The sequence below is a fragment of the Ideonella sp. genome, from assembly GCF_041914305.1.
GTDB lineage: Bacteria > Pseudomonadota > Gammaproteobacteria > Burkholderiales > Burkholderiaceae_C > Ideonella.
Genome location: NZ_JAYSDQ010000001.1, coordinates 598,289 through 620,838, shown reverse-complemented (window position 1 = coordinate 620,838; position 22,550 = coordinate 598,289). Strand labels below are relative to the sequence as shown.

At 70.7% G+C, this 22,550-nt stretch carries 22 protein-coding genes; 10 read left to right on the top strand and 12 right to left on the bottom strand.

The genetic code is table 11. From position 1 onward, the window contains the following. Window positions 1-11: 11 nt before the first annotated feature. Window positions 12-1,415, bottom strand: coding sequence for a glutamine synthetase family protein (locus tag ACE3SG_RS02540; RefSeq protein WP_374562373.1), 1,404 nt, complete (start codon window positions 1,413-1,415; stop codon window positions 12-14). A gap of 117 nt (window positions 1,416-1,532) precedes the next feature. Here ACE3SG_RS02540 and ACE3SG_RS02535 point away from each other — a divergent pair, with 117 nt between their 5' ends. Both ACE3SG_RS02535 and ACE3SG_RS02530 read left to right on the top strand, forming a co-directional pair. Continuing rightward, window positions 1,533-3,083 carry a PLP-dependent aminotransferase family protein gene (locus tag ACE3SG_RS02535; RefSeq protein WP_374562372.1) on the top strand — a complete coding sequence of 517 codons (1,551 nt, stop codon included), beginning with the start codon at window positions 1,533-1,535 and terminating at the stop codon, window positions 3,081-3,083. Between the two features lie 109 nt (window positions 3,084-3,192). Next, window positions 3,193-4,278 (top strand): glycoside hydrolase family 5 protein, encoded by a 1,086-nt coding sequence (locus ACE3SG_RS02530; RefSeq protein WP_374562371.1) that lies wholly within the window; start codon window positions 3,193-3,195, stop codon window positions 4,276-4,278. A gap of 72 nt (window positions 4,279-4,350) precedes the next feature. Here the strand turns inward: ACE3SG_RS02530 and ACE3SG_RS02525 are convergent, their stop codons facing one another. Next, entirely contained in the window at window positions 4,351-4,995 is a 645-nt protein-coding gene (locus tag ACE3SG_RS02525; RefSeq protein ID WP_374562370.1) for a hypothetical protein, read from the bottom strand. 184 nt (window positions 4,996-5,179) lie between these two features. Here ACE3SG_RS02525 and ACE3SG_RS02520 point away from each other — a divergent pair, with 184 nt between their 5' ends. The 6 genes from ACE3SG_RS02520 (at window position 5,180) to ACE3SG_RS02495 (ending at window position 11,396) form a co-directional block, all read left to right on the top strand. Beyond that, window positions 5,180-6,403: a PQQ-dependent sugar dehydrogenase gene (locus ACE3SG_RS02520; protein ID WP_374562369.1), complete on the top strand. Its 1,224-nt coding sequence runs from the start codon at window positions 5,180-5,182 to the stop codon at window positions 6,401-6,403. 154 nt (window positions 6,404-6,557) lie between these two features. After that, entirely contained in the window at window positions 6,558-8,582 is a 2,025-nt protein-coding gene (locus ACE3SG_RS02515; protein ID WP_374562368.1) for a hypothetical protein, read from the top strand. A 58-nt stretch (window positions 8,583-8,640) separates the two neighbouring features. Beyond that, window positions 8,641-9,219 carry a TMEM175 family protein gene (locus tag ACE3SG_RS02510; protein WP_374562367.1) on the top strand — a complete coding sequence of 193 codons (579 nt, stop codon included), beginning with the start codon at window positions 8,641-8,643 and terminating at the stop codon, window positions 9,217-9,219. Between the two features lie 57 nt (window positions 9,220-9,276). Then, complete coding sequence (locus ACE3SG_RS02505) at window positions 9,277-10,188, top strand: PHP domain-containing protein (protein WP_374562366.1); 912 nt, start codon at window positions 9,277-9,279, stop codon at window positions 10,186-10,188. Further along, window positions 10,185-11,132, top strand: coding sequence for a DMT family transporter (locus tag ACE3SG_RS02500; protein ID WP_374562365.1), 948 nt, complete (start codon window positions 10,185-10,187; stop codon window positions 11,130-11,132). Before ACE3SG_RS02505 ends, ACE3SG_RS02500 begins: the two co-directional genes overlap by 4 nt. Before the next feature lie 12 nt (window positions 11,133-11,144). Continuing rightward, window positions 11,145-11,396 (top strand): hypothetical protein, encoded by a 252-nt coding sequence (locus ACE3SG_RS02495; RefSeq protein WP_374562364.1) that lies wholly within the window; start codon window positions 11,145-11,147, stop codon window positions 11,394-11,396. A gap of 4 nt (window positions 11,397-11,400) precedes the next feature. Here ACE3SG_RS02495 and ACE3SG_RS02490 read toward each other — a convergent pair whose 3' ends face one another. The 3 genes from ACE3SG_RS02490 to ACE3SG_RS02480 form a co-directional block, all read right to left on the bottom strand. Next, window positions 11,401-12,072: an alpha/beta hydrolase gene (locus ACE3SG_RS02490; protein WP_374562363.1), complete on the bottom strand. Its 672-nt coding sequence runs from the start codon at window positions 12,070-12,072 to the stop codon at window positions 11,401-11,403. A 48-nt stretch (window positions 12,073-12,120) separates the two neighbouring features. Next, the gene (locus tag ACE3SG_RS02485; RefSeq protein WP_374562362.1) at window positions 12,121-12,546 is read right to left on the bottom strand and encodes a hypothetical protein; all 426 of its coding nucleotides are present in this window, start codon (window positions 12,544-12,546) and stop codon (window positions 12,121-12,123) included. Window positions 12,547-12,620: 74 nt separating this feature from the next. After that, window positions 12,621-13,487 carry an SDR family NAD(P)-dependent oxidoreductase gene (locus ACE3SG_RS02480; protein WP_374562361.1) on the bottom strand — a complete coding sequence of 289 codons (867 nt, stop codon included), beginning with the start codon at window positions 13,485-13,487 and terminating at the stop codon, window positions 12,621-12,623. Here ACE3SG_RS02480 and ACE3SG_RS02475 point away from each other — a divergent pair. Next, window positions 13,486-14,127: an L-threonylcarbamoyladenylate synthase gene (locus ACE3SG_RS02475; RefSeq protein ID WP_374562359.1), complete on the top strand. Its 642-nt coding sequence runs from the start codon at window positions 13,486-13,488 to the stop codon at window positions 14,125-14,127. The two genes, ACE3SG_RS02480 and ACE3SG_RS02475, sit on opposite strands and share 2 nt — an antisense overlap. Window positions 14,128-14,263: 136 nt before the next feature. Here ACE3SG_RS02475 and ACE3SG_RS02470 read toward each other — a convergent pair whose 3' ends face one another. From ACE3SG_RS02470 to plsY, 3 genes are all read right to left on the bottom strand, one after another. Beyond that, window positions 14,264-14,866: a di-heme oxidoredictase family protein gene (locus ACE3SG_RS02470; RefSeq protein WP_374562449.1), complete on the bottom strand. Its 603-nt coding sequence runs from the start codon at window positions 14,864-14,866 to the stop codon at window positions 14,264-14,266. Window positions 14,867-14,974: 108 nt separating this feature from the next. After that, window positions 14,975-15,322 carry a RidA family protein gene (locus ACE3SG_RS02465; protein ID WP_374562358.1) on the bottom strand — a complete coding sequence of 116 codons (348 nt, stop codon included), beginning with the start codon at window positions 15,320-15,322 and terminating at the stop codon, window positions 14,975-14,977. 2 nt (window positions 15,323-15,324) lie between these two features. Next, window positions 15,325-16,002 (bottom strand): glycerol-3-phosphate 1-O-acyltransferase PlsY, encoded by a 678-nt coding sequence (gene plsY, locus ACE3SG_RS02460; RefSeq protein WP_374562357.1) that lies wholly within the window; start codon window positions 16,000-16,002, stop codon window positions 15,325-15,327. 178 nt (window positions 16,003-16,180) lie between these two features. Here plsY and ACE3SG_RS02455 point away from each other — a divergent pair, with 178 nt between their 5' ends. Then, window positions 16,181-18,448 carry an ATP-binding protein gene (locus ACE3SG_RS02455; RefSeq protein WP_374562355.1) on the top strand — a complete coding sequence of 756 codons (2,268 nt, stop codon included), beginning with the start codon at window positions 16,181-16,183 and terminating at the stop codon, window positions 18,446-18,448. A 116-nt stretch (window positions 18,449-18,564) separates the two neighbouring features. Here ACE3SG_RS02455 and ACE3SG_RS02450 read toward each other — a convergent pair whose 3' ends face one another. The 4 genes from ACE3SG_RS02450 to ACE3SG_RS02435 form a co-directional block, all read right to left on the bottom strand. Then, window positions 18,565-19,347, bottom strand: a complete 783-nt coding sequence (locus ACE3SG_RS02450) for a substrate-binding periplasmic protein (RefSeq protein WP_374562353.1) — start codon at window positions 19,345-19,347, stop codon at window positions 18,565-18,567. Between the two features lie 56 nt (window positions 19,348-19,403). Next, entirely contained in the window at window positions 19,404-19,898 is a 495-nt protein-coding gene (locus ACE3SG_RS02445; RefSeq protein ID WP_374562352.1) for an aminoacyl-tRNA deacylase, read from the bottom strand. Window positions 19,899-19,908: 10 nt separating this feature from the next. Then, the gene (locus ACE3SG_RS02440; RefSeq protein ID WP_374562351.1) at window positions 19,909-20,967 is read right to left on the bottom strand and encodes an aldo/keto reductase; all 1,059 of its coding nucleotides are present in this window, start codon (window positions 20,965-20,967) and stop codon (window positions 19,909-19,911) included. 110 nt (window positions 20,968-21,077) lie between these two features. Then, entirely contained in the window at window positions 21,078-22,523 is a 1,446-nt protein-coding gene (locus ACE3SG_RS02435) for a carbohydrate-binding protein (RefSeq protein ID WP_374562350.1), read from the bottom strand. Window positions 22,524-22,550 lie beyond the last annotated feature (27 nt).

Genomic DNA, 22,550 nt, shown 5'->3' with positions numbered 1-22,550 from the left:
AAACAGGCAAATCAGGCGAGCTCGATCAAGTGGGTCAGGTCCCACTCGTGGCGCGGGTCGGCGAGCTTCGCGCGCTCGGCGTGCTCGTGGCGCTTGATCGCGACGAAGGCATCGACCAGCGGGGCGCCGAACAGCTCACGCAGCATCGGGCTGGCGCTCAGCGCGTCCAACGCGGCGGGCAGCGTGCGCGGCAGCGCGTGCGCGTCGTCGGCACCGGGGTGCGGGGCTTGCGCGGCGGCCAGACCGGCCAGGCCAAGGCCGAGCGTGGCGGCCACGGTGAGGTACGGGTTCGCATCGCCGCCGGGCAGGCGGTTTTCCACCCGGCGGGCCTGCGGGCCCGAGCTCGGGATGCGGAACGCGAACGAGCGGTCTTCGGGGCCCCAGCTCGAGTGCGAGGGCGACGCGTCGCTCAGCGCGATGCGGTCGTAGGCCATGTCGTAGGGCGCGAAGAAGGCCATTGCGGCCGGCGTGTGGGTCTGCAGGCCGGCCACGAAGTGGCCCAGCTCGTCGCTGCTGTCGCCCGAGGCGTGGGCGAACAGGTGGGGCCACTCGCCGGCGGCGCGGCGCTGCACGCTGAAGTGCCAGTGCATGCCGGTGCCCGGCTGGTCGAGGAAGGGCTTGGCGGCGAAGCTGGCCAGGAAGCCGTGGCGGGCCGCGATCTCGCGCGCTACGCGCTTGAAGCGGAACACCGCGTCGGCCTGGGCCAGCGGCGCACCCGGGCGGAAATTGACCTCGTACTGCGACAGCGCCGATTCATGCGCATGGCCCGACAGCGGGATCGCCATCGCCTCGCAAGCCGCGTACAGCTCGTCGAAGTAGGCCTCGAAGTGGCCGGCGCGTTCGAGCGAGAAGGCCTCGCAGGCCCCTTCGCGGGCCAGCGCGCCCTTGTGGGCGCGGGCGCTGCCCAGCTGCACGCGGCCGTCGGCTTCTTCGCGGTGCAGCAAGAAGAGCTCGAGTTCGGGCGCGACCAGGGCCTGCAGGCCTTGCGACTCGAAGCCGGCGATCACCCGGCGCAGCGCGGCGCGCGGCGACAGCTCGCTGGCGTCGATCTCGCGGCCATGGTGCTCGGACCACCAGCGCCCGGTCGGCTCGCACAGCACGGTGGCTTCGCCGGGGCGGCCGGGCCGCGGCGCCAGCGTGGCCAGGTCGGGCACCAGGTGCATGTCGATGTAGCTGGTCGGCAGCATTGGGCCAAAGACTTCGTCGGGCTCGCCGGCAGTCAAGGTGAGGCCGAGGATCACCGACGGCAGCTTGCAGCCGCCCAGCGACAGGAAATCGTCGCGGTTCACCCGCTTGCCACGCGCCAGCGAGGTGAAGTCGCCCAGCGCACATTCGATCGCTTTGACGCCCAGGCGGGACAAGGCGGCGGAGGCCTGCGCACGGTCGATGGGGGGCAAGGGGGTGATCGGGCTCATGGGTAGGGGCATAGCGGTCGAGGCCGGATGATAGGATTGAAATGGACCAACCGACTGGTCCACTATTCGCTTCTTCGACTGGTCCACTTTGGCGCGACGCATGGGTGGATGTGAACAATGACGCAGGCTTCGCCCACCGACACGCTCAGCGACACCTTGTCCGACTGGCTGGCCGCCCGGGGCGACACCGAGCCCGGCCAGCCGCTCGGTGCCCGCCTGGCGCAGGGGCTGCGTGATGCCGTTCTACAGGGTGTCATCGCTGCCGGTCAACGCCTGCCGGCGACGCGGGCCTTGGCGCAGCGGCTGGGCGTGGCACGCAACACGCTGGTGGCGGTGTATGCGCAGTTGGCGGCCGAGGGCTTCGTCGTCGCCGGCCAAGGCTCGGGCACCTACGCCTGCCGGGTGGCGCCTGAGCGCGTCAGCGCCCGCCCGGCCCGCGCGCAGGCCAAGGCGGCGCCGCTGCCCGCCCCCACGTTGTCGGCCCGCGGCCAGCGCTATCAGGTGCACCCGCTGCACCGCTTCTGGAGCCGGCAACCGTTCTGCCCAGGGTTGTTCGACGCCCACCTGTTCCCGCATGCGCTGTGGAACCGCCTGCTGGCGCAGCCGCTGCGCCATGCCGATGCCGCCTTGCTGGGCGCCGGCGAGCCGGGCGGCGCGCCGCCGTTGCGCCAGGCGATCGCGCAGCATGTGCGCGCCACCCGCGGCGTGCGTTGCGAGCCCGAGCAGGTCATCATCACCGACAGCACCGCGCAGTCGCTCGACCTGATCGCCCGGCTGCTGTGCGACCCCGGCGATCGGGTCTGGATCGAGAACCCCTGCTACTGGGGCGCCAGCCAGACGCTGGCCGACCTGGGGCTGGCGCTGCAGCCGATCGACGTCGACGACGACGGGCTGCCGGTGCCGCCCGCACCCAGCCGCGGCGCCCCGCGCCCTCGGCTGGCCTACCTGACGCCCTCGCACCAGTTCCCGACCGGTGCGGTGATGCCGCTGGCGCGCCGGCTCGACTGGCTGGCCCACGCGCGCCAGCACGGCACGCTGCTGATCGAGGACGACTACGACAGCGAGTACCGCTACACCGGCATGCCGTTTCCCTCGCTGCAAGGGCTGGAGGGCGACGTGGGCGCCGGCGGCCGCGTGCTCTACCTCGGCAGCTTCAGCAAGACCATGTACCCCGGCATCCGGGTCGGCTTCATGGTCGTGCCCTCGGCCTTGGCCGGTGTGTTCGGCGACGCCTCGGCCGACTTCTACCGCGACGGCGACCAACTGGTGCAGCACGGGCTGGCCCGCTTCATCACCGAAGGCCACTACGCCGCCCACGTGCGGGCGCTGCGGCGCGAATACGGCGCGCGGCGCGAGGCGCTGGTGCAGGCGTTGTGGCAGCACCTGCCCGACCTGCTCGACGCGCCCGAGCGCCTGCGGCTGCTGGGCGGCGCCCGCGGCGTGCACCTGACCTTGGGTCTGCCCGACACGGTGGACGACCAGGCCCTGGCGCTGCGCTGCCGCGCCCTGGGCGTGACGGTGATCCCGCTGTCGGTCTACTGCGTCGGCACGGTCCGGCGTGGGCTGGTGCTGTCGTACGCGGGCAGCCCGGCGGGGCAGATCGCCGGCCTCGTCGCCCAGATCGCCCCGGCGCTGCGGCGGGCGCTGGCGTATTCAGCGTCGCCCTAACGTCTTGTTTCCATCCATCGGGTACGGCAGCAACACCCGGCGCACACGATGCCACCGTCAGGCAAGCCATTTGCCACGCCCTGCTTCATCGAAGCCCAGGAGGAACCTCATGCTCACCCGACCCTTGACTACCTTGGCACTCGGCCTGTCGCTGACGATGGCGATGCCTGCATCGGCCCTGGCGGCAGCGGCGCATCTGTCGGTGCGCGGCCAGGAGATCGTCGACCCGAACGGCCAGCCGATCCTGCTGCGCGGCTGGAACTGGGGCCACTGGGGCAAGACCCAGGCCTCTGACGCCGCCGACAACGCGGCCCAGGGGGCCAACACAGTGCGCATCCCCCTGCGCTGGTGGGGCCAGTACGACGGCAAGAATATCGACAGCCGCGACGACAACGCCACCACCACCGCCGGCATCGACCCGGCCCACCTGAAGCACCTGGACGACATGGTGCACTGGGCCTCGGCCGCCAAGCTGTGGATCGTGCTGTTCATCGACTCGGACTGCGGCCAGAGCGGCACCCAGAACGAGAAGGAGCGGCAGTACTGCGACCCGCGCGGCGAATACGCCAAGGGCGGCCACAACTTCTGGACCGACAGGGCCGCGCGGCAGAAGTTCATCGCCGTCTGGCGCTTCATCGCCAACCGCTACAAGGACACGCCCTACATCGGCCTGTTCGAGCCGCTGCCCGAGCCCAACCCGGCCGGTGTGCCCGACGACCAGATCAAGGCCTTCTATGCCGAGGTGATGGGCGCCATCCGCGAGGTGGCGCCGGGGGTGCCGCTGCTGATCGGCGGGCGGGCCTACAAGGCGCCGGCGATCCGCCAGGTCTACGACCCGGCCTGGAAAGACGTGGTCTACACCGGCAACCTGTTCCTGCACGCCAAGCAGCACGGCGCCGACGAGGCGAGCCTGAACGAGCTGCGCGAGCGCTCCAAGCGCTTGCTCGAGCTGCGCGCCGAGCACCAGGTGCCGGTGTTCGTGCAGCAGGTCGGCGTGCGATCGGGCGAAGACCCCGACCGCCATGGCGTGAAGGCCGTGTTGTCGAACCTGGTCGCCAACCGCATCGGCTTCGCCTATTGGGAGTACCGCGGCGCGGTGAACCCCAACGAGTACGGCGTGATGTACCAGCGTGGCAACGAGTGGGTGCCCAAGCGCGACTGGATCGACACGATCACGCCCTTCTTCAAGCAGTAGCAGCGCACGCCACAACGCGCCGCCACCCGATGCAGGTGGCGGCGCGCCATGAGGGTGGCCGACGACGCGCGGTCAGGGCGTCGGGCGCATCGGCGGCGGCGGGTAGCCCGCCGGCGGCACTTGCTCGACCGGCGGTGCCGGGGGCACCGGGGCCACCGGCTGCGGCGCCGGCGCGGGGGTGGGCGCCACAGGTGGCGGCGCAGGCTGCGGCGCGGGCGCCGGCGTCACGGGCATCGATATCGGTGGCGCGGCCACGCCCGAGGCGGCCGGGCCGGCCGCGGTGGGCGGCAGCGCCGCCGGGTCGATGACGACCTCGCGCGTCACGAGTTCACGCAAGATCCCGCCGGCGGCCACGCTGCCGCTGACCGTGCCCGCGCCGCTCATGCGCGCCAGGCAGGCCTGCTTGTCGGACGGTGGCAACGGGTCGCAGCGGCGCATCGCGTTTTGCACCAGCAGCGCCGGCGCTTCTTCCGGCTTGTCGGGCTGGGTCTGGGCGAACGCGGTGCTGGCCTCGCTCAGGCAGTTGGCGCGCGCCGTCGACTGGGCCGGCAAGGTGCGGCAACGCGCGGTGTCGCGGGCGTATTGGGCTCGCGCCGCCTGGCTGGCCACCGGGGTGGTGGTCGACGCAGTGGCCGCCTGCGCCGGCAGGCCAGACAGCAGCAGCAGCGTGACGACGGCGGGCAACAGGGCGAGTCGGGAAACAGGTTGCAGGTTCATGAGGTCCCTCCTGGGAGCTGGGGGTACTCGCATGCTCTCCAGCACGGCCCGCGTTCGCCATCGGATCGCAGGCGCAATCGCTGTAGGAATTCGCTGTAGGACGACGGGCCGGCGCGACCGCGCGACCACTTGGCGCACTCAGCGAACTTGGCAAGCCCGCCCCCCGGTGCCAACATCGACCGTCATGTCCGCACCACCGCCTGCCCTGCCCTTGCCCGAAGAACCGCCGCGCCGCGAGTGGCTCCACCGCGCCGTGCGCTGGGCCACGGTGCTCGCGGCCTGGTCGACGATCGGTGCCGGCTGCGGTGGTGGCAGCAGCGGCATGTCACCCTCGCCCCCGCCGCCCCCACCGCCGGGCGGCACGCGGCTGACCACGCTGAACACCAGCCTGAGCAGCCCGTGGAGCCTGGCGTTCCTGCCCGACGGCCGCATGCTGGTGACCGAGAAGTCCGGCCACCTCCGCCGTTTGTCGGCCGATGGCCGCACGATCGAGGCCGACATCAGCGGCGTGCCCGCCGTCGTCTCCGCGGGCCAAGGCGGCTTGCTCGACGTGGTGCTGGGGCCCGATTTCGCGACCACGCCCTGGGTCTACCTGACGTATGCCGAGCCCGGCACCGGCGCCGAGGCCGGGCTGGCCGGTACCGCGGTGGCCCGCGGCCGGCTGGTCGGCAACGCAGTGCAGGGCGTCGAGGTCATCTACCGCCAGGTGCCCAAGACCACGGGCAGCGGCCACTTCGGCTCGCGCATCGCCTTTGCGGGCGACGGCACGCTGTTCGTCTCGCTCGGCGAGCGGCAGAAGGGCAGCCCGGCGCAGGACCTGTCCACCTCGCTGGGCAAGATCGTGCGCCTGCGCGCCGATGGCAGCGTCCCGCCGGACAACCCGGCGCTCGGCGTGGGCGCCCGGCCCGAGATCTGGAGCTACGGCCACCGCAACCCGCAGGCGGTGGCCATTCACCCCGCCACCGGCGAGCTGTGGAACACCGAGCATGGCCCGCAAGGCGGCGACGAGCTGAACCACGTGCAACGCGGCGGCAACCACGGCTGGCCGCTGGTCAGCTACGGATGCGAGTACGGCGCGCCGGTCGGCGACGGTTGCCGCATCGGCGGCGGCACGCACGCGCCCAACTATGTCGAGCCAGTGTCGTACTGGGTGCCGACGTCGACAGCGCCCAGTTCGCTGCTGTTCTACACCGGGGCCGGCTTCCCCGAATGGCAGGGCAACGCCTTCATCGGCGCCCTGGCCGGCCAGACCCTGTGGCGAGTGGTGCTGAATGGCAACAGCGAGGTATCGCGCGACGAGCCACTTTCCGGCATGCTCCATGCTCGCGTGCGCTGTGTGCGCCAGGGGCCCGATGGCTGGATCTACCTGCTGACCGACAGCGGGCAGTTGCTGCGCATCGAACGCTGATCGAGGCCCGCCGCCGCGACCCGGCCACGGGCGCTTGTCCCGCCCGGGCGTCACATCACGTTTCACATCGCGCGATCGCGGTCCTTGACATCGCGCACGACGTCACGCACCGCTGCCCGCGCAGGGCGGACAATCAGCCATCAGAAGTTCTGCAGTGAAAAACGCTTCCACGATGATGGATGACGCATGGTTTCGCCGCCAGGTGGGTCGGCATACCAACTCCTGGCGCGACCGTCCGCGCGAATTCGCCCGGCGCACCGGGCGTGATGCCGCCATGGCGCTCGGCGCCCTGGCGGCGTTGGCGCTGGTGCTGTCGATCGGCCTGCTGCTGTCGCTGGTGGGTTGGCTGCGCGGCTCGTGGGGCTCGGTGTGGCTGATCGTCGGCCTGGTGATCGTGGCCGCCGCCTGGCCGCTGGTGCGTGCGCTGCGGCTGCGCGCGCCCGAGCCACCCGGCGTGGTGATCGGCCCGCAGCAGGCCAAGGACGTGCACGCCCTGGTCGAGCAGACCCGCGCCACGCTGCACGCGGCACCGATCGACGAACTGCGCTTCGACGCCTCGCTCGAGGTCAAGCTGGTGATGCAGCCGCGCCTGGGCCTGCTGGGCCTGCCGCGCCATGTGCTGGTGATCGGCCTGCCGCTGATGATGGCGTTGGGCACCGAGCCGCTGGCCGCGCTGATCACCCACGCCCTGGTGCCGCTGCGGCGCGAATCGGACTGGCGCGAGGCGATGCGCGAGCCCGCCGCGTGGGTCGAGCGGCAGCGCCGCATCTGGGCCACGCTGGCCGCCGCGTGGACACCGTCGCGCCTGCTGCCATGGTGGCAAGACGCGGTGCTGGCCCCGTTCATGAACCGTTTCCTGCCGCGCTTCAATGCGCGCGCCGTGGTGCTGGGCCGCGAAGAAGCCGCGATCGCCGACCGCCTGGTCTTGTCGCAATGTGGCGCACCGGCGCTGGCCACCGCGCTGATGGGCCCTGCCGTGCAGCAGCACTTCCTGGACGAGGTGTTCTGGCCGCAACGCTGGGCCAGCGCACGCGAATCGCACCTGCCCAATGTGCTGCCGCTGCGCGAGCTGCGGGCGCTGATCGGCGCCAGCCTGCGCCACCCGCAGGCCACCGGCTGGCTGCACGATTCGCTGCAGGCGCTGCCGCCCAAGGGTGACCTGCGCGCCGCCCTGCGCGACCGGCTGGCCTTGACCGGCGACGCGGCGCGCCTGTCCAAGCGGGCCAGCGAAGGCCGCAGCGCGGCAGACGCGCTGCTCGGCCGCCAGCTCGACAGCTGGATCGACCTGCTGGACGCCCACTGGCAGCGCGAGACCGCCGCCGAATGGGCCGATGTGCACCGCGCCCACCGCGAGCGCGAGAAGCTGCTGACCGAACTGGTCGAGAGCCACACCACCCGGCCGCTGTCGCTCGACGATCACCTGCTGTGGATCCGCACCGCCAGCCTGGTCCAGGGCCCGGCCAGCGCCGTGCCGGTTGCCCGCGAAGCCGTCACCCGCTACCCCAAGAGCCCCGGCGCCCGCTACCTGCTGGCCTGCACGCTGCTCGATGCGCGCGGCCTGCTGCCGTCGCGCCACCTGCTGCCCGACCTGCCGCCGGACGCCAACGAGGCGCTGGGCCTGCTGCGCGAGTTGTCCGACGAAGACGCGGACGGCACCAAGGGCGGTGCGGTCGACAGCCACGACCTGAGCTGGGCCCTGCCCGCCGCGCGCCGGCTGGAGCGGGCGCTGATCCAGCGCGAGGGCATCGAGGCCTTGCGCGCGGTGCGCCTGCGCATCGCCGAGCTGGAGCGCGACGCCGACAAGGCGATGGACGTGCTGACCGACTTCTCCGGCCCGCAGTTGCTGGGCCCGGCCAAGATGGGCGGGCGCACGCTGCGGCCGCTGCTTGAGCGGCTCAAGCGCGAGCCGGCGATCGGCCGCGCCTGGCTGCTGGCCAAGACCGATACCCGCGCCCGCGGCTGGGTGCTGCACCTGCTGGTGATCGAGCGCTCGACCTCGCTCGACCAGCCCGGCCCGCGCCACGAGTGGGCCGAGCTGCTGGCACTGCTCGATGCGCCGGTGGCGTGCCACGTGATCGACCTGTCGCACCCCGACTGGACCGGGCCGCGGCGGATGGACCTGGTGCAGCAGTTCCAGGAGACGGCGGGCGGCCGCATCTACGCCTCACGCGGCGGCTGACCCGCTCGCTGCACGACACCAGCACTTCGGTTCAAATGCCGGCCACGGAGGGCACGGCATGGGCAAAGGCAGGTTAGAGGCATTCAGCGACGGCGTGATCGCCATCATCATCACCATCATGGTGCTGGAGATGAAGGTGCCGCACGGCGATTCGCTGGCGGCGCTGGCACCGCTGCTGCCGGTGTTCCTGAGCTATGTGCTGAGCTTCGTCTACGTCGGCATCTACTGGAACAACCACCACCACCTGCTGCACGCGACGACCCGCGTCTCGGCCCGCGTGTTGTGGGCCAACCTGCACCTGCTGTTCTGGCTCTCGCTGTTCCCGTTCGCCACCGGCTGGATGGGCGAGAACCACTTCGCCGCCTGGCCCTCGGCCCTGTATGGCGTGGTGCTGCTGATGGCGGCGATCGCCTACTGGCTGCTGCAGCAGGCCATCATCGCGTCGGAAGGGCCGGCATCGGTGCTGAAGCAGGCGCTGGGCAGCGACTGGAAAGGCAAGCTGTCGCCGCTGTTCTACATCGTCGGCATCGTCTCGACGCAGTTCGTGCCCTGGGTGGCCGAGGCCGCCTATGTGCTGGTCGCGCTGCTGTGGCTGGTGCCCGACCGGCGCATCGAGCACGCGCTGCAGCACCACTGAGCCCGCCGCTTACCCCCCGGCCAGCACGGGTCGGTCGCCATTTTTTACAATAGCGGCGTGCATTTGCTGAACGCCGACCTCCACTGCCATTCGACCGCGTCGGACGGCAGCCTCAGCCCCACCGCGCTCGCGCAGCGGGCCCACGAAGGCGGCGTGCAGCTGTGGTCGCTGACCGACCACGACGAACTGGCCGGCCAGCGCGAAGCGCGCGAGGCCGCCGAAGCGCTCGGCATCGCCTATGTCAGCGGGGTCGAGATCTCGGTCAGCTTCGCTGGCGAGACGGTCCACATCCTCGGTTTCGGCTTCGACCCCGACCACCCCGCGCTGGTGGCCGGCCTGGCGGGCCTGCGGGCTGGCCGCATCACCCGCGCGCAGGAAATGGGCGAGAGCCTGGCCAAGGCCGGCATCCCCGGCGCGTATGAAGGCGCGCTGGCGCTGGCGCCCAACCCCGAGCTTGTTTCACGCACCCACTTCGCGCGTTTCCTGGTCGAGCACGGGCACTGCAGCAGCGTGCACGAGGTGTTCACCCGCTTCCTGAAAGAAGGCAAGCCCGGCTTCGTGCCGCACCGCTGGGCCGGCCTGGGCGACGCGCTGCGCTGGGTGCACGGCGCCGGCGGCGTCACGGCCATCGCCCACCCGGCGCGCTACCGCTTCTCGCCGACGGTCGAGTTCGCGTTGTTCGGCGAATTCCAGGCCCATGGGGGCCGCGGTGTCGAGGTGACCTGCGGCAGCCACTTCCCGGACGAAGTGGCCAAGTACGCCGACATGGCGCTGGAGTTCGACCTACTCGCCTCACGCGGCAGCGACTTCCACGCCCCCGACGAAAGCCGGGTGCCGCTCGGCAGCCTGCCCGACCTGCCGGGCAAGGTCGAGCCGCTGTGGTCGGTCTGGGCCGACACGCTGGCGGGCCGGCAAGCGCCCCGCGCCGGCCAACCCGGTGCCCTGGCCGCAGACGCGGCCGTGTCGTGAAGCTGCCGGCAGCGGGCCCGTTGGCCCACCAGCGCCCGCTGCTGGGCGTGACGCTGATCGCGCTGGCCGCGACCTGCTTCGCGACGATGGACAGCACCAGCCGCTACCTCGGCGGCTTCGTGCCGGTGCTGCTGTTCTTCTGGGCCCGCTACTGCTTCCAGGCCACGGTGATGGCGGTCTGGCTGGCACTGCGTGGCGGCCGAGCAGCGTTCGCCACGGCACACCCGCGCTTCCAGTTCGTCCGCGGGGCCTTGCTGGCGGCCACCAGCGCGATGAGTTTCTACGGCGTGCAGCAGATGCCGGTGCCGGAGTTCACCGCGATCAACATGCTGACCCCGCTGCTGGTGATCGTGCTGGCCGGCTGGTGGCTGCATGAAAAGGTCAGCCGGCTGCGCTGGGCACTGGTGGCCGGCGGCTTCGTCGGCGCGCTGATCGTCATCCGCCCCGGCTCGGGCGTGTTCGGCTGGGCGGTGCTGTTCCCGCTGGCGGGTGCGTTCTTCTACGCCAGCTTCCAGGTGCTGACGCGGCGCCTGTCGGGCAGCGAGAGCCCGTACGCGACGCACTTCTACACCGGGCTGACCGGCACGCTGATCCTGACACCGGTCCTGCTCGCCAGCCCGATCCCGGTGCTCGCCACGCTGCAGGCGGCGCCGGCTTGGCAGATCGGGCTGATGCTGGCGATCGGCGCGCTGGGCACCGTCGGCCACCTGTTCCTGATCCTCGCGCTCGGCCTGGCGCCCACCGCCACGCTGATGCCTTTCGTCTACCTGCAGATCGCGGTCGCCACGATCGCCGGCTGGCTGATCTTCCACCAAGTGCCCGACGGCTGGGCCTTCGTCGGCATGGGCGTGATCGCGGCCTGCGGCGCGGCGGGCGCCTGGCTGAACGTGCGCTCGACCGGCAAGCCGGCCGACCCGGTCGTCGTCGACACCATCGCCGACTGACAATCACCGCCCATGACCGACCGTTATCGCCCCACCTCGCGCCGCCAGCGGCTGATCATCATCGCCGTGACCGCAGCCACCGTCGTCGGGCTGTGGATGCTGCTGATCTACCGGCCAGGTTGGCACCTGCGCCCGCGCGAGGACATGCCGAACTGCACCAAGGGCCAGACCACCGGCTGCGTCGGCGGCAAGGCCGACGTGATGCTGATCCCGGCCACGCCCGCGGCAGCGCCCTCCTCTGCGCCGGCCAGCGGCGCGAAGTGAGCGCTCAGATCGGCTTCAGCACCTTCAGCAGCCAGCGGTTCAGGTCCACGATCTCTTCGGGGCAGACCGAGTGCTCCATCGGGTAGTCGTGCCACTCGACCTCGTGGCCGAGCGCCTGCAGTGCATCGCGCGATGCCACGCCGCCGGCCATCGGCACGATCGGGTCTTGGCGGCCATGGGCCAGAAAGATCGGCGTGTGCTGGTTGGCCATGCTGCGTTCGGCCGCGGTGCTGGCCGCCAGCGGCAGGTAGCCTGACAGCCCGACCAGCCCGGCCAGGCGCTGCGGCGCCCGCAGGCCCGCCAGCAGCGTCATCGCGCAGCCCTGCGAGAACCCCATCAGCACGATGCGCTCGGGTGCGATGCCGCGCTCGACCTCGCGGTCGATCAGGGCCTGCACCTCGACCAGCGACGCGCGCAGGCCGGGCTCGTCTTCCTTGCGCGCCAGGTCGGTGCAGAGGATGTCGTACCAGGCCCGCATGCGGTAGCCGCCGTTGATCGTGACCGGGCGGACCGGTGCATGCGGAAACACGAAGCGGACCGCGCCGACGGGGCGCAGGTCCAGCTCTTGGGCGATGGGGACGAAGTCGTTGCCGTCGGCACCCAGGCCGTGCAACACGATGATGCAGGCTTGCGGCGGTTCTTTGCCGGTCTGCCCTTCGAGGGTTTCAAGTGCCATGCGGCCAGCATAGCGCGGGCCGGCGGTGCACCCCCGGGCGTCAATCCGTCACGGGGTCTTGGGCTTGGTGGTCTGGGCCTGGGCCACGACGTAACGCTCGTCCACCGCCTCCAGGCTGCCCGATGCAAACGGCAGGATCAGCCGGATCTCCTTGTTGACGCTGCCATCGACTTCGAAGCGATGGCCGTCGAGGATGCGGGCGCGGTCGCCCTGGCGGCTGATGACCTGGTAGTTGCCACGCGGCAACAACGCCGACACCATCCAGACGGTGGTGCCAGCGGTCGGGCCGGGGCCGAGGTTGTACAGCGGGCTGGTGTGCTCTTGCCAGCCTGCCGCCAGCGGCGGGTTGCTCGAGAACTGCTCGGGTTCGCTGGGTTGCAGCGCCGAGCAGGCGCCCAGCGTGAGCATCAGGCCAGCGGCCAGCAGGCCGCCGGTGCAGCGCGCCAGGCGGCGCAGCAGGGGTGATCGGTTCATGGGGTGCTCCTCGATGGGGGGTCGGGAAACCTGTTCAACGGCCCACAGGGCCCGGCTGTTGACCCACAGTCGTATCAAAAACTCAGCAACTGCCCGCCATCGACCGCGATCGTCTGGCCGGTGACCCAGCGGGCCATCGGCGAGGCCAGGAACAGCGCCACGTCGGCGATCTCCTCGGGCGTGCCCAGGCGGCCGAACGGGATGCGCTCCTTGATGCGCTCGTACAGCGGGTCGTTGGTCTGCCGCCGACGCTCCCAGGTGCCGCCGGGAAACTCGATCGAGCCCGGCGCGATGCAGTTGACCCGGATGCCCTGCGGCGCCAGCCGCGCCGCCTGGCTGGTGGTGTAGTGGATCACCGCCGCCTTCACCGCGGCATAGGCCGGCGCCAGCATCGACGGCCGCAGCCCCGAGATCGACGAAATGTGGACGATCGCGCTGCCCGGCGACTGGGCCAGCCAGAAGACCGCCGCGTGCGAGGCCCGCACCGTGGCCATCACGTCGACCGCCAGGCCGGCGCCCCAGCCCGCCTCGTCGTCAGCCAGACCGAAGCCCGAAGCGTTGTTGACGAGGACGTCGATACCGCCCAGGGCCTCGGCCGCATCCTGCACATAGCTGGCCACGGCATCGGCCTGGGCCAGGTCGCAGACGCCGGCATGCGCCTTGCCACCCAAGGCGGCCAACTCGGCCCGCGTGCGCTCCAGCGTCTCGGCACCGCGGGCACAGATCGAGACGTCGGCCCCGGCCGTCGCGAAAGCCAGCGCGATGGCGCGGCCGATGCCGCGGCTGCCGCCGGTCACGACGACGCGTTTTTGCTTGAAGTCGATTGCCATGTTCAGCCCACCCGCGATCACGTTGCCCTGGATCGACGCTCCGCCAGCACCCTGGCCGCGCCGCGCGTACCTGCGGCCCTGGCGGCGTTGGCGCGGCGACAATCGCCTCATGTCTCAGCTCTTCGAGGTTCACCCCGACAACCCGCAGCCGCGCCTGTTGAAGCAGGCAGCCCAGATTCTGCACGCCGGCGGCGTGGCGGCGGTGCCCACCGACTCCAGCTACGCGCTGGTCTGCCACCTGGACGACAAGACCGCGGCCGAGCGCCTGCGCCGCATCCGCCAGGTCGACGACAAACACCACCTGACGCTGCTGTGCCGCGACCTGTCCGAGCTGGCCACCTATGCCCGCGTCGACAACCGGCAGTACCGGCTGCTCAAGCACGCGACGCCGGGGCCGTTCACGTTCATCCTGGAGGCGACGAAGGAAGTGCCGCGCCGCGTCTCGCACCCGTCGCGCCGCACCATCGGCCTGCGGGTGCCGGAGCACAAGGTGCTGCAGCTGCTGCTGGCCGAGCTGGGCCAGCCGCTGCTGGCAACGACCCTGATCCCGCCCGGCGAACACGAGGCGATGAACGATCCGCAGGAGATCCGCGAGCGCTTCCAGAAGCAGCTGCAGGCGGTGGTCGATGCAGGGGCCTGCCCGATGCAGCCGACCACGGTGATCGACCTGAGCGGCGACGAACCGGTGCTGGTGCGCCAGGGCCGGGGCGACCCGGCCGCCCTGGGCCTGGCGCCCCTCGGCGAGGCCTGAAAAGAAACAGGGCCTGGTCGCAGCCAGGCCCTGGACAGAAGCAAGGCCTGGTCGCAACCAGGCCCTGGACAGAAGCAAGGCCTGGTCGCAACCAGGCCCTGGGGAACGTGGCGCGGCCCGTGCCCGCGCCCATCGATCAAGCCATCACAGCGAGCCTAAGAAGGCCAGCACCGCGGCTCGGTCGTCTTTCGACATCGCCGTCGGCCAGGCCGGGGCCCATGTCGTGCAGCAGCAGGTTGCTGTACGGGTGGATCGTCTGGTTGCGCAGCTCGGCGAACGGGTGGTTGCCGCCGGTCTTCATCTTCGGCGTGTGGCAGGCCACGCACTGCGCCTGGGCAAACAGCTTGCTGCCGCGCCCGATCTTGACCGGGTCGACGTTGTGTTCGGGCGAAATCCGCGCGTCGGCCGGAAAGCCGCTGCGCAGGCTGCGCTGCGCCGGCACGCCGATCAGCGAGAGGTAGTGCGCCATGCGCTGCAGCTCGGCTTCGCTGATCGCCGTGCTGTCGGTCGGCTTGTGGCGGCCCTTGTCGTCTTTCTGGCAGCTGCGGCTCGGGTAGACCGGCGAGGTCACGACCATGTCGCGCACCAGCGCTTCACCCACCTGCTGGCGCAACGTCGCCTTGCCGGCCTTCCAGCCGAAACGGTCGAGGTGCGTCTCGTCCGTCTCGGGGTTGGTGACCCAGTTCGGAATGCCGCGGACGCCGTCGCCGTTCTTGTCGTTGGCGTCACCATTCGCCAGGGCCGAAAGCCCCGGCGTGGTGCGGTTGCTGCACTGCAGCGAACGATTTCGCGCGGCGATCGATACGCGTTTGCGCGTGCACGGCGGTGGCCCGCCGCGACGTGCCCGTCAGACGGCGGCGGTGATGACGATCTCGATCTTCCACTCCGGCTTGGCCAGCGCGGCCTGCACGGTGGCGCGCGCCGGGGTCTGGCCGGGCACCACCCAGCTTTCCCACACCGCGTTCATCGCCGGGAAGTCGGCCAGGTCGGCCAGGAAGATCTGAGCCCGCAGGACCTTGGTCTTGTCGCTGCCGGCACGGGCCAGCAGCGAATCGATCGCGGCCAGCACCTGGCGCGTCTGGCCGGTGATGTCTTGCGTGCCGTCTTCGGCGATCTGGCCGGCCAGGTAGGCCACGCCGTTGTGAACCGTCATCTCGGCCATGCGGGGGCCGGCGTCAAAGCGTGTGATCGACATGGTCAATGCTTTCGGTGGTGTTTGGTGTGATGGGAATGGCGTGCCGGCGGCGCGGGTGGCGGTGGCGCGGCCGCTTTCTGGCCCAGCTTCGATTCGGTGCCGGCCAACAACTTGCGGATGTTGGCCTCGTGGCGCCACACCAGCAGCAGACTCATCACGCTGATCGGCAGCACCATCGGCGAGGCGCCCCAGTTCAGCAGCTGGAAGAACGGCGCAAACGCCGCCGCGACGATCGCCGCCAGCGACGAATACCGCGTGAAGAAGGCGACGATCAACCAGGTGGCCAGCGTGGCCGCACCGAGCACGGGGTTCAAGGCCATCAGCACGCCGGCCGCCGTGGCCACGCCCTTGCCGCCCTGGAAGCGAAAGAACACCGGCCACAAATGACCGAGGAACGCCGCCAGGCCCACCAGGCCGACGGTCAGCTCGCCCCAGCCGAAACGCGGCTGCAACAACAAGGCCACGAGCACCGGCACGTAGCCCTTGAGCGCATCGAAGGCCAGTGTCAACAGCGCCGCCAGCTTGTTGCCCGAGCGCAGCACATTGGTCGCGCCCGGGTTGCCCGAGCCGTAGGAGCGCGGGTCCGACAGGCCCATGACCCGGCTGACGATGACGGCGAACGACAGCGAGCCAATCAGATAGGCCGCGGCCACCGCAGCCAGCGAGTACAGGTAGAGCATCCCGATTCACCGTGTCGGCCAAAGGCCGGGGCCGCAGTGTAAGCGGGCGTCGCGGCCCGCCCTCGCCGCCGCAGCCCCCGCCAGCAACACGGATTGGCGGCAACCCGGGGCTTGGGTATGCTGGTCAAATAAGCCGGGGCTCCGGCTCAACGGCCAAAAAACCCGAGGGACTGAAGGCTTGCTGCGCATCAACTCGTCGCTGGTCACACGCATGCTGGTCTCGGTGGCGGCATTCGCCGTGCTGGTGTTCTTGCTGGCCGGCGGCATCGAGTTGTGGCGTGAGCGCGGCGAGCTGACCCGCTCGGCCCATGTGCGTGCCGATGCGGCGCTGGGCCTGAGCTCACCGCCGATCGCGCTGGCCCTGTGGAACTACGACCTCGCGACGCTGGACCTGCTGGCCCGCAACCTGGTGCGAGACGGTGCGATCGTGCGGGTGCAGGTGCTGGCCGACGACGGCAAGGCGCTGGTCGACGTGTCGCGCCCCGGCTTCCTGCCATCCAAGGCCGGTGCGCCGCACGACATGCCGCTGAAGGTGGCCGCCCGCGCGGTGCCGATCGGCACGCTGCGCATCAGCGAATCGTTTGCCGAGATCGACGCGCAGATCGAGCACCGCGCCATGCAGCGCCTGCCGTGGGAGCTGCTGAAGGTGGTGGCGATCGCCCTCGGCCTGCTGTGGGTGATGCACCGCCTGGTCACCAAGCGGCTGCTGGCGCTGGTGCACGACCTGCGCGACCTGAAAAGCGACGACCCCAAGGCGCGGCTGCCGGTGCAGGCCGGGGCCGACGGCTCGGGCGACGAGATCGTGGTGCTGAGCCAGGCGCTGAACCGCTTTCTCGACGCACGGGCCAGCGAGACCAGCCTGCGTGAAGCCGCCGAGCAGCAGCTGCGCGAGGGCCTGCACGAGCGTTCGGCGATCCTCGGCTCGCTGCGCGACGGCCTGCTCGCGCTCGATGGCGCAATGAGCGTGCGTTATGCCAACGAAGCCGCCGCGCGGCTGCTGGGCCAGCCGCTGGACGCGATGGCCCGCCGCGGCTCGCTGGCCGGCCTGGCCGCGGTAGAGACGGCCAACGGTGAGATCGACCTGGCCGAATGGCTGACGCCCCGGCTGCGGCGGCGCGAATCACGCACCGACCGGCTGACGATCCAGCCGGCCGGCGCACCGGCTTTCGAGGCCCAGGCCCAGATCACACCGGTCAGCGGCGCGCGCGAGGTGGTGTGGATCGTCGTCGTCTCCGACATCTCGGACACGATGCGCACCCGCGCCGCCGAGCAGGCCCGCGCCGCCGCCGAGGCGGCGAGCCTGGCCAAGACCGAATTCCTGTCGCGCATGAGCCACGAGCTGCGCACGCCACTGAACGCGATCGTCGGCTTCGCGCAGTCGCTGGCGCAGGACCCCGAGGTGCAGAACGACCCGAATCGGCGCGAGGGCGTGGCCCTGATCGAACGCGCGGGCTGGCACCTGACCGGCATGATCAGCGACGTGCTCGACCTGTCGCGCATCGAGTCCGGCCGCCTGCGGCTGTCGCTCGGGCCGGTCGACTTAGGCCCGCTGGCCCGCGACGCGATGGCCTTCGTTGCCGCCGACGCCGAGCGCGAGCAGGTGCGCTGCACGCTGGACATCGCCGACAACGCGCGCTGGGTCCATGCCGACCCGGTGCGGGTCGAGCAAGTGCTGGTCAACCTGCTCAGCAACGCCGTCAAGTACAACCGGCCGGGCGGCAAGGTGAGCCTGCGGGCCCAGCCCGGCACCACGCCGGACACGGTGCAGATCGTCGTGCGCGACACCGGCCTGGGCATGACCAGCACCCAGCTCGACGGGCTGTACCAGTCGTTCAACCGGCTCGGCCGCGAATCCTCGGGCAAGCCGGGCGCCGGCATCGGCCTGGTCGTCACCCGCACGCTGGTGTCGCTGATGCAAGGCCACATGAGCGTGCGCAGCCGGCCCGGCGTGGGCAGCGAATTCACGGTGACGCTGCCGGTGTCGCAGGCGCCGACCGAAGCGGTGCCGCACACGGCCGACTTCTCGGACTCGCAACCGGCCGAGGGCCGGCAGCGGCGCCTGCTCTACGTGGAAGACGACGCGGTCAACGCGCTGGTGATGGCCGCGCTGGTCGGCCGCCGCCCCGACCTGACGCTCGAAGTCTGCAGCACGCTGGCCGAAGGCCTGGCCGCGCTGCGTGCCCGCCCGCCCGACCTGCTGCTGCTCGACATGCAACTGCCCGACGGCCGCGGGCTCGACCTGCTGAACACGATGGCCGCCGACCCCAAGCTGCGCCGGCTGCCGGTGGTGATGGTGTCGGCCGACGCGATGGACGAAACAGTGAACGCCGCCATCGCCGCGGGTGCGCGGGCCTATGTGACCAAACCGCTCGCATTCGACGAGGTGCTGCGCCAGATCGACGCCGTGATGGCCGGCGGCGCGACGACCCTCGCCGGGGGCCTTTGACCCCCACGCCCCCTCTCGGGGGCTGCCCCCCGAGGGGGCTCGCGCAGCGGACCGGCCAAGCCGGATCCGCGCACGCCACTTGGTGGGGGCGGCGCTGCGCGCGCCCCGGGGGGCCTCTACTTCGGCATGACGGGCATCGCCAGCCCGACCTTGCATTCGGTGAACTCCAGCAGGCGGCGGTATTCGCCCGACGCTCGCAGCGCTGCCAGGCCCTTGTTCATCGCCTCGAGCCGGGCGGGGCTTTGGGGCAGCGCCTTGGGCAGCATCAGGTGGGTGGTGAAGTTGCTGGTCATCAGCCGGGGGTGGGCGCGGATCATGCGCGCTTCGGCGCCGGTCAGGTGGCGGTCGATCAGGTAGCAGGCGACGTTGCGGTCCAGCAAGGTGGCGTCGACCCGGCCGGCGGCCAGCTTGTGCAGGATCGAGATGTCGTCGGGCGACCAGTCGACCTTCAGCCGGCCGCTGGCGAACAGGGCGTGAAACTCGGGCGTGTAGGTGTAGGTCTTGATCGCACCAAAGGTCAGCGCGGCCAGGTCTTCGGGTTGCGTCCAGTCGACCTGCAGCGGCGCGCGGTACAGCACCACCCACTGCTCGGTCAGCACGTTGTCGCTGAGCAGAAAGCTCTTCTCGTGCTCGGGCTTGTGGCCCCAGTAGGCCGTGCCGTCCCACTTGCCGGCGCGGGTTTCCTCCAGCGCGCGGCCCCAGGGCATGAAGGTGTAGACCACCTCGTGGCCCTGCGTGCGCAGCGCCTCGCGCACGATACGCAGCGCCACCCCCTGGTCGGCACGGGCCTCGGTCGCATACGGCGGCAACTCACCGGTGGCCAGGCGCAACACCTCGGCCGCCCCAGGCGCCGCCACGGCGGCACAGCCCAACCCCACCCACACAGCCCAGAATTTCATGCCCCCATGATAGGAAGCCCTCGGCCCTGGGCCGGGCCGGCGCGCCGCGTCAGCGCTCAAGCCGCCAGCGCGCAACTCACCGGCCTTGCCCCCAGCACGCGGGTCAGCACGTCCGGAGCGATGCCGACGAGGTAACCGCGCCGCCCACCGTTGATCAGGATGCCGGGCAGCGCCAGCACGCTCTCTTCGACGTAGACCGGCATCGCCTTGCGGGTGCCAAACGGCGAGGTGCCGCCGACGAGAAAGCCGCTGTGGCGCTGCGCCACCTCGGGCTTGCAAGGCTCGACGCTCTTGGCGCCGATCGCACGCGCCAGGTTCTTGGTGCTGACCTGGCGGTCGCCGTGCATCAGCACGATCAGCGGCTCGGCCTTGTCGTCCTGCATCACCAGGGTCTTGATCACCTCGTGCTCGGGCCGGCCCAGTTGGCGCGACGACTCGGCCGTGCCGCCATGGTCCACGTAGTCGTAGACGTGCTCGGTGAACGCCACCCCCTGGGCCTTGAGCCACTGCGTGGCGGGGGTTTCGCTGACGTGTTTGTCCTTCTTTGCCATCGTTCTGCCGTCATTGGGCGGGGTCACGGATCTCCCAGCGAACCGCGTCGATCGCGGCCAGCAACTCGGGCGACAGCGTGGTGCCCCAGGCGTCCAGGTTCTCGTCGAGTTGCTCGCGCGTGGTCACGCCGATGATCGTGGAGGCCACTCGCCAGTTGGTGTAGCACCAGGCCAGCGCCATCCGCGTGGGCGCCAGCCCGTGCTCGCGGGCCAGCGCGTTGTAGCGGCGCGCGGCGGCCAGCGCAGCCGGCCGGCCCCAGCGCTGCTGCTTCATGCGTTCGAACAGCGCCATGCGGCCGGTGCTGGCGGGGTCGTCGATGCCACGCTCGTCGTACTTGCCGGTCAGCAGGCCAAAGCCCAGCGGCGAGTACGGGATCAGCGCGACACCCAGGCGGTGCATCGCCTCGTCGAGCCCGTTGTCGACCTGGCGGTTGATCAGGCAGTACGGGTTCTGCACCGTCAACGCGCGCGGCAGGCCATGCGCCTCGGCGATGCGCACGAACTCGGCCACGCCGTAAGGGGTCTCGTTCGACAGGCCGATGTGGCGCACCTTGCCAGCCTTGATGAGGGCCGCGAAGGCCTCGAGCTGATCGTGGATCGAGGTGTACTCGGCGTCGCGCTGCGGCTCGAAATAGATCGAGCCGAAGCTGGGCGCGTTGCGGTTGGGCCAGTGGATCTGGTAGAGGTCGATGTGGTCGGTCTGCAGCCGCTTCAGGCTGGCATCGCAGGCCGCGTGGATGTCGGCCGGCGACAGGTTCGCCGCGCCCCCGCGCACCCACGGCATGCCCCGCGAAGGCCCTGCCACCTTGGTGGCCAGCACCACCTTCTGCCGCACGCCCGGGCGTGCCGCGAACCAGCGGCCGAGGATGGTCTCGGTCGCGCCATAGGTCTCGGCCCGCGGCGGCACCGAGTACATCTCGGCCGTGTCGATGAAGTTCACGCCGCGCTCGAGCGCGCGGTCGAGGATGGCGTGGGACTGCGGCTCGTTGACCTGCTCACCGAAGGTCATCGTGCCGAGGCAGATCGGGCTGACCAGCAGGTCGCTGCGGCCCAGGGGCTTCAATTGCATAAAAGGCGGCTTCCGAAGTGGAAGCCGCCAGTGTGCCGCATCGCGCGGCGCTGAAGGCGCCCGGCTCATGCGGCCGGGCGTGGGTTCAGCTCATCCCAACGACGCCTCGATCACTGCCCCAATTTGGTGATGAAGCGGTTCGTGAAGCCCCAGGTGCCGGCCTGGCCGTAGCTGTTGCAGGTCGGCGAGGCGAAGCCCGGCGGGCAGTCGTTGTCGCGGTCCAGCGACCAGAAGTGCACGCCCGACAGCTTGTTCGTCAGCACGAAGTTCGACACCTCGTCCACGTCTTCCAGCGTGAAGGTCTCGTCTTGCGTGTCGTTGCCGCCAATCATCGGCGTGATCTCGATCTGGCCGTACGGCACACCCCAGTGCTCGTGCAGGTTGATCGCGGCCTGGTTGGCCGACTTGCCCATGTCGCACTTGCCGCTGACCACCACGCAGTTGGTCGGCGTGGTGCTGCCGTAGTCCATCGTCATCAGGTTGATGATGTAGCCGGTCAGGCCTTGCGCCTTGATCGAGTTCATCGTGCGCACGCCCGCATCGCCCAGGCTTTGCGGCGAGCTGCCGCCCAGCGTGGCCAGCGTGAAGCTGAAGCGCAGGTTCGGGTGCTTGGACTGGGCCGCCTTGACGCGCGCCACCAACCCGTCGATCACCGCCTGGCTCTGGCCAGCCTCGATGTCGAAGTCGATGCCTTGCAGCATGGTCGAGTTGTAGGTCGAGATGAACTTCTCGAAGCCCGCGTCCGAGCCGCAGCTGAACGAACCCGCGGCACCGCCGGTCGAGATGATGTATTGCTTGCCGGCAGCCACCCACTTCGACACGTTGGCCGCGACCAGCGCCGCCGGCGTGACGCCGGCCCAGTTCTCCGAGCCGCACTCGCCGGTCGCGAAAGCCCAGGTGGTGGACTTCTGCTTGGCCGGCATCACGCTCAGCACCGGCGTCAGCGGGCCGGTGACCTTGGTCGACAGCTCGTTGGTGTTCCAGTTCATGTTGATCGTGATGTCCTTGTAGCTGCCGAACACCAGGCCGCCCGGGGGCGGTGGCGGTGTGCCGCCGCACTTCTTCGATTTGGTCCACGGCTCGCCGCTGCCCTTGGGGCCGTTGTTCAACGCCGGCTCCTGGTTCAGCGACTTGGCCATCGCCTTGTAGCCCTTGCTGTTTTCGGTGACCAGCGCGCCCTTCGGGTAGGTGTAGTCGGCGCGCCAGGGGTCACACGGCGCCGGCGGCGGCGGTGGCGGCGGGGTGCCACCGCAGCTCTCGATCTGCGTCCACGGCTGGCCGCTGCCAACCGGGCCGCTGTGCGTGGCCGGGTCTTCGCCTTGCGTCCACCAGTTGGCCTGGTACGACTTGCCGCCCTGGGTGGCCGTGTCGCCCTGCACGTAGACGGTGTTGACGTCCCAGGGCTGGCAAACCGGGGCCACCTGGGCAGACACGCGAATGGACTTGGCCGGCGCGGTAGCCGGGGCCAATGCGGCGGTCGCCGCGACGGCGGCCGACAGCACCGCCAACCAATCGAGCCGGTGGCGCCGGATGCCGGCGTTTGCTGGGGTTGTCATGACAGGCTTCTCCTCAGAATTCGAAAT

Excerpts from the sequence above, each read along its gene's own strand:
- plsY (WP_374562357.1), bottom strand. The coding sequence starts at position 16,002 with ATGCTCTACCTGTACTCGCTGGCTGCGGTGGCCGCGGCCTATCTGATT.
- ACE3SG_RS02435 (WP_374562350.1), bottom strand. The coding sequence starts at position 22,523 with ATGACAACCCCAGCAAACGCCGGCATCCGGCGCCACCGGCTCGATTGG.
- ACE3SG_RS02465 (WP_374562358.1), bottom strand. The coding sequence starts at position 15,322 with ATGTCGATCACACGCTTTGACGCCGGCCCCCGCATGGCCGAGATGACG.
- ACE3SG_RS02475 (WP_374562359.1), top strand. The coding sequence starts at position 13,486 with ATGTCTCAGCTCTTCGAGGTTCACCCCGACAACCCGCAGCCGCGCCTG.
- ACE3SG_RS02440 (WP_374562351.1), bottom strand. The coding sequence starts at position 20,967 with ATGCAATTGAAGCCCCTGGGCCGCAGCGACCTGCTGGTCAGCCCGATC.
- ACE3SG_RS02450 (WP_374562353.1), bottom strand. The coding sequence starts at position 19,347 with ATGAAATTCTGGGCTGTGTGGGTGGGGTTGGGCTGTGCCGCCGTGGCG.
- ACE3SG_RS02445 (WP_374562352.1), bottom strand. The coding sequence starts at position 19,898 with ATGGCAAAGAAGGACAAACACGTCAGCGAAACCCCCGCCACGCAGTGG.
- ACE3SG_RS02530 (WP_374562371.1), top strand. The coding sequence starts at position 3,193 with ATGCTCACCCGACCCTTGACTACCTTGGCACTCGGCCTGTCGCTGACG.
- ACE3SG_RS02510 (WP_374562367.1), top strand. The coding sequence starts at position 8,641 with ATGGGCAAAGGCAGGTTAGAGGCATTCAGCGACGGCGTGATCGCCATC.
- ACE3SG_RS02495 (WP_374562364.1), top strand. The coding sequence starts at position 11,145 with ATGACCGACCGTTATCGCCCCACCTCGCGCCGCCAGCGGCTGATCATC.
- ACE3SG_RS02490 (WP_374562363.1), bottom strand. The coding sequence starts at position 12,072 with ATGGCACTTGAAACCCTCGAAGGGCAGACCGGCAAAGAACCGCCGCAA.
- ACE3SG_RS02485 (WP_374562362.1), bottom strand. The coding sequence starts at position 12,546 with ATGAACCGATCACCCCTGCTGCGCCGCCTGGCGCGCTGCACCGGCGGC.
- ACE3SG_RS02525 (WP_374562370.1), bottom strand. The coding sequence starts at position 4,995 with ATGAACCTGCAACCTGTTTCCCGACTCGCCCTGTTGCCCGCCGTCGTC.
- ACE3SG_RS02480 (WP_374562361.1), bottom strand. The coding sequence starts at position 13,487 with ATGAGGCGATTGTCGCCGCGCCAACGCCGCCAGGGCCGCAGGTACGCG.
- ACE3SG_RS02540 (WP_374562373.1), bottom strand. The coding sequence starts at position 1,415 with ATGAGCCCGATCACCCCCTTGCCCCCCATCGACCGTGCGCAGGCCTCC.
- ACE3SG_RS02520 (WP_374562369.1), top strand. The coding sequence starts at position 5,180 with ATGTCCGCACCACCGCCTGCCCTGCCCTTGCCCGAAGAACCGCCGCGC.
- ACE3SG_RS02535 (WP_374562372.1), top strand. The coding sequence starts at position 1,533 with ATGACGCAGGCTTCGCCCACCGACACGCTCAGCGACACCTTGTCCGAC.